Here is a 12,886-nt window from a genome sequence, read left to right as displayed (position 1 = left end):
ATCTCCTTGGATGGGGGTTTCGGAGTCGAGTCAGACTTCGCCGCCACCCGCCCCGACTCCAGCGTCTGCACCGTCATCATACGCCCGGCACTCACACCGGGAGGGCGACCAGTCCGCGCGCTCGAGCGCGAGGTCGCCGATGGGGTTGACGCCGGGTCCGGCGGCGAGGGCGTGACCGACGAGGGCGTGCAGGCACTTCACACGGGTGGGCATGCCACCGGCGCTGATGCCGACGATCTCGTCGACGTGCTCGATCGACTCGCGATCGGCCAGGTAGGACTCGTGGGCCGCGAGGTACGCGGCCGCAGTGGTGTCGTCCTCGAGCAGTGCTGCCAGCTCCGGCATCACCTGGTTGGCCTCGAGGGTGCTGACCGCGGCGGTGGCCGCGGGGTGGCACAGGTAGTAGAACGTCGGGAACGGGGTGCCGTTCGACAGTCGGGGCTTCGTGGAGACGACCGTGGGGTTGCCACAGACGCACCGTGCCGCGATCCCGATGACGTCGCGTGCCGGTCGGCCGAGCTGCGCCGACACGACCTGGACGTCGCGGTCGGAGGGCGGGTCGAAGGGAGGGGTCGTCACGGGAACGTGAGCCTACCGGAGACCCGGTGCCCCGCGCACCGTCGTGCCGGACGGGTGCCGGGCGCTACTTGCTCTCGCCGGTGCCCGAGACGTCCGGGGCCACCAGGTCGGCCGCGGTCTCGTCGGTGAGCCCGGACTGCAGCACCGAGGAGAGCATCGCCTGCACCCAGTCCACCTTCGGCGTCTGGACCTTCGTGCTGACCGGCGTACCGGAATCCGTCGTCGGCACGGTCTCGGTCGTGCGGTTCTCGGCGCCCATCACGAGGTAGCTCTCCTCGCCCGGGTACACGTAGAGCAGGCGGTCGCGTGCCTGCGCCTCGATGTAGGCGGGGTCGTCCCAGCGGGCGACGTCCTTCTTCTTCTGCGTGACGTCGGCCTTCTGGCTCGCCACCTCGCGCTGCTGCTGGGCGATCTGCTCCTGCTGCTGGATGAGCGTGCGGAGCGACGGCGCGAGCACCACGACGAAGAGCACGATGATCGCGAGCATCAGCAGACTGAAGCCGGAGAAGTGGATCGAGCGGTACCAGGGCTGCGCCGACGTGCTGCCGTCGGGCATCGCCACGGGGACGCGGCGGACGCGGGGCTTCTGGCTGGGCACGATCCGACGATAACCCGACCGACGTGGTGGGCGCGCTCGGCACGCGGCCGTTCGGCGCCCTCTCAGCGTCTCGCCGACGTCCACACACGACGAGACGCCGTCCTCTCAGAGGAGGACGGCGTCTCGGTGGTGCAGGGACTGCTGAGCGGCTGGCTACAGCGACGCGGCGCGCGGGAAGGCCGAGCGACCGGCGTACACCGCGGCGTCGCCGAGCTCTTCCTCGATGCGGAGGAGCTGGTTGTACTTGGCGACGCGGTCCGAACGGGCCGGTGCGCCGGTCTTGATCTGACCACCGTCGACCGCGACCGCGATGTCCGCGATCGTGGTGTCCTCGGTCTCACCCGAGCGGTGCGACAGGATCGAGGTGAGGCCGTGGCGGTGCGCGAGCGACACCGCGTCGAGGGTCTCGGTGAGCGTGCCGATCTGGTTGACCTTCACCAGGATCGAGTTCGCGGCCTTCTCGTCGATGCCCCGCTGCAGGCGCTTCGGGTTGGTGACGAACAGGTCGTCGCCGACGATCTGGACCTTGTCGCCGAGCTCGGCGGTCAGGTGCGACCAGCCCTCCCAGTCGTCCTCGGCCAGCGGGTCCTCGATGGTGACGAGCGGGTAGTTCGCGACGAGGTCGGCGAAGTACGCGGTGAACTCCTGGCTCGAGAGCTGCTTGCCCTCGAACGAGTACTTGCCGTCGTGGAAGAACTCGGTGGACGCGACGTCGAGGCCGACGGCGATGTCCTTGCCCGGGGTGTAGCCGGCCTTCTCGATCGCGGTCAGCAGGAAGTCGAGCGCTGCACGGTTCGATGCGAGCTCCGGCGCGAAGCCGCCCTCGTCGCCGAGGCCGGTCGCGAGGCCCTGCTTCTTCAGCTCGCCCTTGAGGGCGTGGTAGGTCTCGACGCCCCACCGGAGCGCTTCGGAGAACGACTCGGCGCCGTAGGGCACGAGGAAGAACTCCTGGATGTCGACGTTGGTGTCCGCGTGGGCACCACCGTTGACGACGTTCATCAGCGGGACGGGCAGCGTGTGCGCGTTCGGGCCGCCGAGGTAGCGGAACAGCGGCAGGTCGGCCGAGTCGGCAGCGGCACGGGCCACGGCGAGCGAGGCACCGAGGATCGAGTTCGCGCCGAGGCGGGACTTGTTCTCGGTTCCGTCGAGCTCGATGAGCGCGGCGTCGACGAGGCGCTGGTCGGTGGCGTCGAAGCCCTCGAGCGCCGGGCCGATCTCGTCGAGGACGGCGTCGACGGCCTTGAGCACGCCCTTGCCGCCGTAGCGCGAGGCATCGCCGTCGCGGAGTTCGTACGCCTCGAACGCGCCGGTGGAAGCACCGGAGGGGACGAGCGCGCGGGACACGACGCCGTCGTCGAGGAGGACCTCGACCTCGACCGTCGGGTTGCCTCGGGAATCGAGGACTTCGCGTGCGCCTACGGCATCGATCAGGGCCACGGGGTACTCCCTACACATTGGTTGTGGTGTTTGCGGGACCGATCCTAGCGAGCCGAGGTGAACACGACGTCGACCGTGACGCCCGGTGTGGACGACTCAGTCGAGCGGGCGGAACTCCACACCCTCGAGCGACGTCGTGTCGGCGCCGACGGTGGCGAAGGCGGAGAACCCCTGTGCGGCCAGACCGGCGAGCAGGTTCTTCGTGTTCTTGGTGCGCCGTTCGAGCCGTACGCGTCGGTGCGACCCGAGCGCCTCGGTCTTCAGGGCCGCGAGCCGCACGGGGTCGACGTCCTTGTCGTAGACGAGCACCACGGCGTCGGACTCCGCGGACTCCGGGAGTGTCACGAGGTCGACCAGGCGCTCGAAGCCCAGCGAGAAGCCGACTGCGGGGACGTCCTGGCCGAGGAAGCGGCCGATCATGCCGTCGTACCGACCGCCACCGCCCAGGCTGTAGCCGAAGTCGGGGTGCGCGACCTCGAAGATCGTGCCGGTGTAGTAGCCCATCCCGCGCACGAGCGTCGGGTCGAAGCGGAGGTCGACCCCGGGCAGGGCCTCGCGCAGGCGCAACAGGTCGGCGAACGCCTCGGAGTCGAGCCACGCGGCGCCCTCGACCGAGGTCCAGTCCGCGGCCTCGAGCGCGCGGATCGTGTCCTCGAGCCCCGGCAGCTCCTGCCCGACGGTGCTGCGGAGTTCGGCGGCGACGCCGTCCGGGCCGATCTTGTCGAGCTTGTCGATCGTGATGAGCGCGCGGTCGGCGGCAGCCGGGTCGGCGATGCCCCACGACGCCAGCAAGGTCAGCAGGATCCGCCGGTCGTTGATGCGGATCGTGGTGCCGGTCACGCCGAGTGCGTCGAGGGCGGCGGTCGTGGCGCGGATGAGCTCGATCTCGGCCAGCTGTCCGGGCTCCCCGAGGATGTCGATGTCGCACTGCACGAACTGGCGGTAGCGCCCCTTCTGCGGACGCTCGGCGCGCCAGACCGGCGCGATCTGCACCGATCGGAACACCGACGGCAGCTCGGCACGGTGCGAGGCGTAGAACCGGGCGAGCGGCACGGTCAGGTCGAAGCGGAGCCCGAGGTCGGCGAGGTCGAGCGGGGCCTGGGCCGCCTGCAGGTCCTCGGTGCTGAGCCCGCGCTTCATGACCGCGAACGCCAGCTTCTCGTTGTCACCGCCGAGCCCGGAGTGCAGGCGCGCGGCGTCCTCGACCACCGGGGTCTCGATCTCGTCGAACCCGTACCGGGAGTAGACGTCGCGGACGACACCGAGCACGTGCTCGCGTCGGGCCTTGTCCGCGGGGAGGAAGTCACGCATGCCACGGGGTGCCGTCACGGTCGTCGCCATGCGGTCAAGTCTGGCAGATGCGCATCACCGGGTTGCGCGGCATGCGTTCTACTGGCATACTGCATTCAGTGCCTCGGTTCGGAGCGTGCCTGATCCACTCTCCGGACCGATCGCGTGGGCACCGTGCTGCAGTGTGCCCCGCGACTCGAGCGGGTTCTGCGTGCACATCTCTCCCTGGGGGTGTGCCCACCCGCTCACGGGCGCCCTCCTTTTTCGGGTTAGGAGGGCGCCCTTCTCTTTTCGGGTGCGCGCACGCTGCGGCTCCCGCGCACGCACGCTGCGGCTCCCCGCACCCTCACTCCGCGGCGCGGCCGGCGTCCTCGAGCGCAGCGACCGCGGCGCGGAGACTCGCGACCGGGTCGATCCCGTCCCGCACCGCTCCGGCGACTTCTTCCAGCATCGCGATCCCCCACGCCGGGTCCACCACCCCCGCACCGTCGGCCGGCGCCGGGGACCCGACCGATGCCCGAGCGGTCTCCGTTCCGGATGCCGCAGCGGCCGTGGCGGACGGGTCACGGGCCTCCCGGTCGGCGGCCACGACGGACGCGACGGCCGCGACGGCCGCACCGTGCTCGTCCAGGCGCTCCAGCAGCTTGACGGCCCGTTCCAGCGGCGGCATCGCGCGCGGGACCCCGTCCAGCACACTCGTCCGGGCCGACTTCTCGGCCGCCTTCGCCGCGCGCCACACCCGGACGACGTCGTCGACGGTGTCCGCGGTCTCGTCGCCGAACACGTGCGGGTGCCGACGGACCATCTTGTCGCGGACCCCGGCGGCGACGTCCTCGAGGGTGAACTCCCCCGCGCGTTCGGCGATCCCGGCGTGCAGGACGACCTGGTACAGGACGTCGCCGAGCTCCTCGCGGACGTCGTCGGGGTCGCCGTCGTCGATGGCGTCGACCAGTTCGTAGGACTCCTCGACCGCGTACCGCGCGAGCGTGGCGTGGGTCTGCGCACGGTTCCAGACGCAGCCCCCGTCCTCGGCGAGCAGGCGGTCGACGACGGTGACGAGGTCCGGTACGGCGGTCATCGCGCCATCGTCTCACCCACGTATGCTGGTCGTGGTGTGTCGGGAAGTCTGGTCGACGGACACTCACCCGACCCCTCGAGACGGAGATCCATGTCGTCCCTCGTCCGCTCCCCCCGCTTCAGCGCCATCGCGCTCCTGACCGCCGCCGTGCTCGGCCTGGTCGTCGCGAACTCGCCCGTCGGCCCCGGCCTCGAACGCCTGCTCGACGCGCACCCGCCGCTGGGCGCCGTCGGCCTCGACCTGTCGATCGCGCACTGGGTCAGCGACGGCCTGCTCGCGGTCTTCTTCCTGCTCGTCGCGATCGAGCTGAAGCAGGAGCTCGTCGACGGTGAGCTGTCGAACCCGAAGACCGCGATCGTGCCGGCCATCGCGGCGGTCGGCGGCGTGCTCGTCCCGGCCGGGGTGTTCCTGCTGGTGACCGCGGGTACCCCGTACACGCACGGCTGGCCGATCCCGACGGCGACGGACATCGCGTTCGCCCTCGGTGTCCTGGCGATGTTCGGTCGTGGGCTGCCGAGCGGCATCCGCGTGTTCCTGCTCGCACTCGCGGTGCTCGACGACCTCATCGCGATCATCATCATCGCCGTCGTGTTCGCGCACGACACCGACTTCGCGGCCCTCGGCGGTGCGGTCGTCGCACTGGCCGTGTTCTGGGTGCTCGGCCGGATGCTCCGACCGGGGCGCAGTGGCCAGACACTCCTGATCGTGGCGATGGTCCTGGTCGGACTCGTCACCTGGTGGCTCGTCTACCACTCCGGCGTGCACGCCACCATCGCCGGCGTCGCGCTCGGCCTCGTGCTGCCCCGCCGACCGGGCCACACCCTGCACGAGCACGTCGAGCCGTGGTCGAACGCGATCGTGCTGCCGGTGTTCGCGTTCGTCTCGGCCGCGGTCGTCATCCCCTCGGTCGGCATCAGCGAACTGTCCCCCACGTTCTGGGCGGTCGTCATCGCGCTGCCGGTCGGCAAGGTCATCGGCATCACGCTGTTCGGCGTCGTCGCCACGCGGCTCTTCCGGTCACCGGGGCGGTCCTCGTTGTCCTTCTTCTCGATCATCACCGTCGGGGTGCTCGGCGGGATCGGGTTCACGGTCTCCCTGCTCATGAACGAGCTGGCGTTCGCCCGCAACGAGGAGGTCCTCGACGAGGGCGTCCTCGCCGTGCTCGTCGGGTCCGGCATCGCCATCGTCGCGTCGGCGGTCGTCGTCACGCTGCGGGCGCGGGCGTACCGCGCGCGCCGCGAGCTGTCCGAGGCCGAGGACACCGAGTAGCGGGCCGCGGGCCCTGGCGCGGTTCGACCCGGAACGACGTTCTCGTTGTCGTACGACATCGAGAACGTCGTTCCGGGTCGAAGATCGCCGCCCCCTACGCGGCCGGCGCCTCCGCCGGCGTCGTCGCGCCGTAGACCGCGGTCAGGATGCTCTCGACCCACCGGATCAGGGCGTCGTCCGGCAGCGCCTGGTCGTGCGGACGCGGCATCGGGATGCTCGCCGCGTTCTGCTGCGGGAACCACTTCGCGCCCGGGAACATCCGCTTGAGCCGCACCTGCGACGAGTCGGCGAGCTCCTTGCCCGCGACGCGCAGGTTCGACCCCATGACGACCACGTCGGACAGGCCGACCTGCTGCGCCATGCGACGGAGCCTGGAGACCTCGACCAGCGTCTGCACGGCCTGCGGTGGCTGCCCGTACCGGTCGGTGAGCTCGTCGAGCACCATGTCGATGGCGTCCTGCTGCGCCGTCGGGGCCGAGGCCGCGGACAGCTTCTGGTACGCCTCGAGCCGGAGCCGCTCGGACTCGACGTAGTCCTCGGGGATGTGCGCGTCGACCGGGATCTCGAGCCGCAGCTCGGTCTGCCCCTCGGCCACGTCGCCGCGGAACTGCGAGACCGCCTCGCCGATCATCCGGAGGTACAGGTCGAACCCGACGCCCGCGATGTGCCCGGACTGCTCGCCACCGAGCAGGTTGCCGGCACCACGGATCTCGAGGTCCTTCATGGCGACCTGCATGCCCGCGCCGAGCTCGTTGTTCGCCGCGATCGTCTCGAGGCGGTCCTGCGCGGTCTCGGACAGGGGCTTCTCGGAGTCGTACAGGAAGTACGCGTACCCGCGCTCCCGCCCACGGCCGACACGACCGCGCAGCTGGTGGAGCTGGGACAGCCCGTACTTGTCGGCCTTGTCGATGATGAGCGTGTTCGCGTTCGCGATGTCGAGCCCGGTCTCGATGATCGTCGTCGACACGAGGACGTCGAACCGACGCTCCCAGAAGTCGACCATGACCTGCTCGAGGGTGCTCTCGGACATCTGCCCGTGCGCCACGGCGATGCGGGCGTCCGGCACGATCTCGGCCAGGTGCGCGGCGACGCCCTGGATGTCCTTCACGCGGTTGTGCACGTAGAACACCTGGCCCTCGCGCAGGAGTTCGCGGCGGATCGCGGCGGCCACCTGCAGGTCCGACTGCGGCCCGACGAAGGTCAGGATGGGGTGGCGGTCCTCTGGTGGGGTGGCCAGGGTCGACATCTCGCGGATGCCGGTGACGGCCATCTCGAGCGACCGCGGGATCGGGGTCGCCGACATGGCCAGGACGTCGACGTTCGTCTTGAACTTCTTGAGCTGGTCCTTGTGCTCGACGCCGAACCGCTGTTCCTCGTCGATGATGACGAGGCCGACGTCCTTGAAGGTGATGCCCTGCGACAGGATCCGGTGGGTCGCGATGACGATGTCGACGGTCCCGTCGGCGAGCCCGGCGATGGTCTCCTTGGACTCCTTCTCGGACTGGAACCGGCTCAGGGCGCGCAGGTGCACGGGGAACCCGGCGAAGCGCTCCTGGAACGTCTCCATGTGCTGGCGGACGAGCAGCGTCGTCGGCACGAGCATGACGACCTGCTTGCCGTCCTGCACCGCCTTGAACGCGGCGCGGATCGCGACCTCGGTCTTGCCGTAGCCGACGTCGCCGGAGAGCAGGCGGTCCATCGGGATCGGCCGCTCCATGTCCCGCTTGATCTCGTCGATGGTGGTGAGCTGGTCGGCGGTCTCGGCGAACGGGAAGGCCTCTTCCAGCTCGCGCTGCCACGGGGTGTCCGGCCCGAACGCGTGCCCCTTCGACGCCATCCGCGCCGAGTACAGCTTGACCAGGTCGACCGCGATGTCGCGGACGGCCTTGCGGGCCTTCGACTTGGCGGCGGACCAGTCCGAGCCACCCATCTTCGACAGGCTCGGGGACTCGCCGCCGACGTACCGCGACAGCTGATCGAGCTGGTCGGTCGGCACGAAGAGCTTGTCGCCCGGGTAGTTCCGCTTCGACGGCGCGTACTCGAGCACGAGGTACTCGCGCTGCGTCTTCACCGCGTTGCGGCCGCCGCTGGAGACCTCGCGGCTGACGAGCTCGACGAACTTGCCGATGCCGTGCGTCGCGTGCACGACCACGTCGCCCGGCTTGAGCTGCAGCGGGTCGACCACGTTCTTGCGGCGGCTCGCCAGCTTCTTGACGGTGCGCGCGCCCTGCTGGACGCTCCGACCGTAGAACTCCGCCTCGCTGAGGACCACGATGCGCGGATCCGGGATGGCGAAGCCGTGCTCGACGGTGGCGGTCGTGACGATGGCGACACCCGGCTCGGGAGGCGCGGGCAGGGCTTCGGCGCGGGCTGCGACCCCGGCGTCGGCGAGGACCTGCACCGCCCGTTCGACCAGCCCCTGGCCCTGGGCGGTCACCACGACCGCCCACCCGTCATCGGTGAGCGCCTTGACGTGCGCGATCGCGCCGTCGGCACTGCCCGCGAAGCTCGGCACCGCCTCGGCGCGGACGCGGATGTACTCCCCCGCCTCGGCTGCCGCCTCGGCGTCGGTGAGCACGCGCGCGGTGTCGCCTTCGTCGAGCCCGGAGTCGAACGGCGACACCGTCCACCAGGTGCGCTGCCCACGGGTGTTCTTGAGCTGCTGCACCGTCAGGAAGTTGCCGGCGTCGAGGTCGATGGGTGCCTGCGCCCCGGCGACCGCGGCGCTCCAGGCGGCCTGCAGGAACTCGGTGTTCGTCTCGGCCAGGCTGTTCGCGCGGCCGTTCACCCGCTCGGGCGAGAACACCGCGATGGTGGCGGTCTCGGGCAGGTACGACGTCATCGGCACGAGGTCCTGCACGAGCGCCGGGGCGAGGGACTCCATGCCCTCGACCGGGATCCCCTCGGCGATCTTCGCCAACATCTGCGACAGGTTGGGGAACTCGTGGAGCATCTCGCGCGCCCGCTGCCGGACGTCGTCGCTGAGCAGGAGTTCGCGCGAGGCGGTGAGCTCGACCGAGCCGAGGTCGTCCTCGGTGGTGCGCTGGTCGGCGACCGAGAACGCCTTGATCGCCTCGATCTCGTCGCCGAAGAAGTCGACGCGGACGGGGTGGTCGGCCGTGGGCGGGAAGACGTCGAGGATGCCGCCGCGCACCGCGAACTCACCGCGCCGGGTGACGAGGTCGACCCGGGCGTACGCCATGTCGACGAGCTTCGCGGCGATCGCGGCCAGGTCGTTGCCGCGCGAGTCGGTCCGGAGCAGGACGGGGGCGAGCGAGGTCAGGTTGGCCGCGATCGGCTGCAGGGCGGCACGGACGCTCGCCACGACGATGGTGGTGCGGCGGTCGGCGACGTCGGCGGCGGACCACGACGCGAGTCGGCGCAGGGTCGCGATCCGGGTCCCGACGGTCTGCGCACTCGGGCTGAGGCGTTCGTGCGGCAGGGTCTCCCACGCCGGGAACTCGAGGACGTCGGCGTCGGGGACGTAACTGCCGAGGGCGTCGCGGACGGCTTCGGCCTCACGCCCGGTCGCCGTGATGACGAGCACGCACTGCGGGCCGTTCCGTTCGGCGACCAGCGCCCCGAGCAGCGGGACCCGCAGGCCGTCGACGACCGAGAAGTCGGCGTCACGAGGCGCGGCGCGGAGCACGCGATCGAACGCGGAGGCGCGCGAGAGCGCAGGGATGATGCCCGAGATCGTCACTCAGGAGATGGTACCGGCCCCCACCGACACCGCCCGCGTGGTGCGCGACGGGCGAACACGGCCGGGATCGGCCGGTGCCGTCAGGACGGCGCGTGCACGCGCTGCTGCGCGGCGACGAGCCCGAGCTCGGCGATCGCCTCGACCGCGTCCGCGGCGTCGGCCAGCAGGATCGGGAGCGACTTCTTCTCGGCTGCGGAGAAGTCACGCAGCACGTAGTCGGCCGGGTCCTGACGGCCGGGCGGACGACCGATGCCGACCCGCACGCGCGAGAACTCGTTCGTACCGGTCGCCTTGATGATGTCGCGGAGGCCGTTGTGGCCGCCGTGCCCACCGCTGCCCTTGAGCCGGACGGTGTCGAACGGCAGGTCGAGCTCGTCGTGCACGACGACCAGATCGGCCGGGGTGGCGCTGTAGAACCCGAGCACCGACGACACCGGGCCGCCCGACGTGTTCATGAACGAACCGGGCTTCGCCAGCACGAACCGCGGGCCGCCGGGCACCAGGCGCCCTTCGGCGACCTGGTTCGGCGTCTTGTGCTTCTTGAACGTCGCGCCCATGCGGGACGCGAGTTCGTCGAGGACCATCCGGCCGACGTTGTGGCGGTTGCCGGCGTAGTCGGGCCCGGGGTTCCCGAGTCCGACCACGACCAGTGTTCGATCCGCCACAGCGTCGACCAGATGCCTTCGAAGGGGTGTTACTCGGAAACGGGCTCGGAGCCGCCCTCGGCACCGGCTTCGGCGCCGGCCTCGGCCGAGGCCTCGTCCGCAGCGTCGTCGTCGGCGGTGCCACGCGGGGTGACGATCTGCACGACGAGTGCCTCGGGGTCGGTCTCGAGCTCGGCACCCTCGGGGAGGGTCAGCTCGGACGCGACGATCTGCTTGCCGTCCTCGAGGCCCTCGACATCGACGACGACGTGCTCCGGGATGTCGGTCGCGAGGACCAGCAGGGAGACGGTGTTCAGGTCCTGCACGTGGATCGTGCCGGAGAAGGACTCGCCCTCGATGACGACGGGCACGTCGACCGTGACCTTCTCGCCGCGGCGCAGGACCACGAGGTCGATGTGCTCGATGATCTGGCGCACCGGGTCACGCTGGACGTCCTTGACGAGGGCGAGCTGGGCCGCACCCTCGATGTCGAGGTCGACGACCGCGTTGGCGGTACGGACGAGCAGCATGGTCTCGTGACCGGGCAGCGAGATGTGCTTCGGCTCGGTGCCGTGGCCGTAGACGACCGCGGGGATCTTGTCGGCGGCGCGGAGCTTGCGCGCTGCACCCTTGCCGAACTTGGTGCGGACGTCCGCTGCGAGCTTCGTGTAGTCGGCCATGGTGCCTCCTGGTCTCGGGGGTCGACACCGGCGGTCCGGCATCGTGGGGGTCTGTGGTGTTGCAACTCGAACGCGTGCACGCGTGAGGAACGTTCCCTGCTGGGCCGGGTCTCCCACCGCGTCGATCACGGCCGCTGTCGCGGCCCTCGCCGAAGTCAATCACCGACTCTACCAGCACCCGCCGGGCGTGTCGTGCCTCAGTGCCCGGCGGCCACCGCTTCCTTCGGCACTCTGAGGAACGAGAGCACCACGAAGGCGAGGACGTAGAGGCCGACGAACGTCCAGACCACCCCACCGGGCCCGCCCCACGGCAGGACGGCGCTGACCACGGCGTTGCCGAGGAAGGTCGCACCGCCGGCCGCCGTCGCGTACATGGCCATCGCGGCGCCGCGGCGCTCCTCGCCGGCGAAGGCGGGGACGATCGCACCCATCGGCGTGAACCCGGCGAGCATGATGCCGAAGACCGTCCCCGCGGCGGTGGCGAGCCAGAAGCCCCACTCGGAACCGGCGGGCACCAGGTGCGGGACGTACCACCAGGCCAGCAGCCCGATGGCCGAGGCGCCGATGCCGAACCACTTGACGGTGCGGATCCAGCCGATGCGGTCACCGAGGGCGCCGAAGAAGGCGTTGAACAGGATGTTGCCGGCGTAGACGATCACCGTCATCGTCAGCCACTTCGACTGCCCCCACCCGAGCTCGGTGCCGATGACCGCCGGCATGATCACGAACATGCCGAACTCGGGCGCCGTGTTGACGAGCCGGATCAGGACGGCGAGCAGGACCTTGGGGCGCGTGATGCAGACCTCGATGCCGCTGGCGATGACCCGTGCGGCGGAGTGCGAGCGCGGGGCGATGCGGCCGAGTCCGGTCTGCTCGTGGACACCGAACCGGACGATCACCCAGCCGGCCGCGACCAGCACGAGCGACAGGGCCATCGACCACGTCTCCCCCGTGTGGCCGCCGCCGAACGCGGGGATGCTGCCGATCGCGATGAGCGAGCCGAGCGTCGGCAGGCCACCGGTGAAGACGACGTAGAACCAGCCGACGGCGGTGGCGTTCCGCTCACGTGCGACGGTGTGGTTCACCCAGCAGAGGAACGAGAAGGCGAACAGCGGGAACCCGAGTCCGCGCAGGAAGTACGTCAGGGCGATGAGACCGACCGACCCGGTGGGCAGCGCCGCGAGGAACGCGACCTGGAACACCACCCACAGGACGGCGCCGATCGTCATGACGCGGCGGGGCCCCCACAGCTCGGAGAGCACACCGGCGAAGTACGAGGCCAACAGGACGGCGACGCCGTAGATGCCGATGACCATCGCTGCAGTGTCCGTGCCGCCGGAGCCGAGCGCCGCGGCGATGTGCGGCGCGATGAAGTTCGACTCGATGCCGTCGCCCGTCATGAAGACGAGGACGCCGAGGAAGCCCCACCGCAGTGGGTGCGGGATGCCGAGGCGGGCGACGAGGCCCTCGCGCCCGACGGCAGGTGCCGGTGGCGTGGAGCCAGGTGGTGCGGTCGCGACGCGGTTCGGCGGGGTCAGGGTCGTGGTGCGTTCGGTGCGGGGTTCCGACATGTGTCGTCTCTCGTGGAGGGGCCCCGGAGTGCTCGAC

At 70.6% G+C, this 12,886-nt stretch carries 10 protein-coding genes; 1 reads left to right on the top strand and 9 read right to left on the bottom strand.

Annotated features, from left to right (window positions below; translation table 11 throughout):
- Nucleotides 1-30: 30 nt before the first annotated feature.
- The 5 genes from EDF63_RS11845 to EDF63_RS11825 form a co-directional block, all read right to left on the bottom strand.
- Complete coding sequence (locus tag EDF63_RS11845; protein ID WP_111084823.1) at nucleotides 31-579, bottom strand: DUF501 domain-containing protein; 549 nt, start codon at nucleotides 577-579, stop codon at nucleotides 31-33.
- A gap of 64 nt (nucleotides 580-643) precedes the next feature.
- Nucleotides 644-1,177: a septum formation initiator family protein gene (locus EDF63_RS11840; protein WP_123313267.1), complete on the bottom strand. Its 534-nt coding sequence runs from the start codon at nucleotides 1,175-1,177 to the stop codon at nucleotides 644-646.
- A gap of 153 nt (nucleotides 1,178-1,330) precedes the next feature.
- Nucleotides 1,331-2,614: a phosphopyruvate hydratase gene (gene eno, locus EDF63_RS11835; RefSeq protein ID WP_123313266.1), complete on the bottom strand. Its 1,284-nt coding sequence runs from the start codon at nucleotides 2,612-2,614 to the stop codon at nucleotides 1,331-1,333.
- Between the two features lie 96 nt (nucleotides 2,615-2,710).
- Nucleotides 2,711-3,955 (bottom strand): histidine--tRNA ligase, encoded by a 1,245-nt coding sequence (gene hisS / locus EDF63_RS11830; RefSeq protein ID WP_123313265.1) that lies wholly within the window; start codon nucleotides 3,953-3,955, stop codon nucleotides 2,711-2,713.
- Between the two features lie 295 nt (nucleotides 3,956-4,250).
- Nucleotides 4,251-4,982, bottom strand: a complete 732-nt coding sequence (locus EDF63_RS11825; RefSeq protein ID WP_123313264.1) for a MazG family protein — start codon at nucleotides 4,980-4,982, stop codon at nucleotides 4,251-4,253.
- 90 nt (nucleotides 4,983-5,072) lie between these two features.
- Between EDF63_RS11825 and nhaA the strand changes: the two genes are divergently transcribed.
- A complete protein-coding gene (gene nhaA, locus EDF63_RS11820; protein WP_123313263.1) occupies nucleotides 5,073-6,251 on the top strand; it encodes a Na+/H+ antiporter NhaA in 1,179 nt (392 codons plus the stop codon).
- A gap of 94 nt (nucleotides 6,252-6,345) precedes the next feature.
- On the opposite strand, the gene mfd is transcribed toward nhaA, so the two are convergent.
- From mfd to EDF63_RS11800, 4 genes are all read right to left on the bottom strand, one after another.
- The gene (gene mfd, locus EDF63_RS11815; RefSeq protein ID WP_123313262.1) at nucleotides 6,346-9,954 is read right to left on the bottom strand and encodes a transcription-repair coupling factor; all 3,609 of its coding nucleotides are present in this window, start codon (nucleotides 9,952-9,954) and stop codon (nucleotides 6,346-6,348) included.
- Between the two features lie 80 nt (nucleotides 9,955-10,034).
- Entirely contained in the window at nucleotides 10,035-10,619 is a 585-nt protein-coding gene (gene pth, locus EDF63_RS11810; RefSeq protein ID WP_123313261.1) for an aminoacyl-tRNA hydrolase, read from the bottom strand.
- Between the two features lie 29 nt (nucleotides 10,620-10,648).
- The gene (locus EDF63_RS11805) at nucleotides 10,649-11,278 is read right to left on the bottom strand and encodes a 50S ribosomal protein L25/general stress protein Ctc (RefSeq protein WP_123313260.1); all 630 of its coding nucleotides are present in this window, start codon (nucleotides 11,276-11,278) and stop codon (nucleotides 10,649-10,651) included.
- A 197-nt stretch (nucleotides 11,279-11,475) separates the two neighbouring features.
- Nucleotides 11,476-12,849, bottom strand: coding sequence for an RbtT/DalT/CsbX family MFS transporter (locus EDF63_RS11800; protein WP_123313259.1), 1,374 nt, complete (start codon nucleotides 12,847-12,849; stop codon nucleotides 11,476-11,478).
- Nucleotides 12,850-12,886 lie beyond the last annotated feature (37 nt).

Origin of the sequence: Curtobacterium sp. JUb34 (assembly GCF_003755065.1) — a bacterium.
GTDB lineage: Bacteria > Actinomycetota > Actinomycetes > Actinomycetales > Microbacteriaceae > Curtobacterium.
Note: the sequence above shows the minus strand (reverse complement) of the source record. Positions and strands in the feature narration are given on the sequence as shown.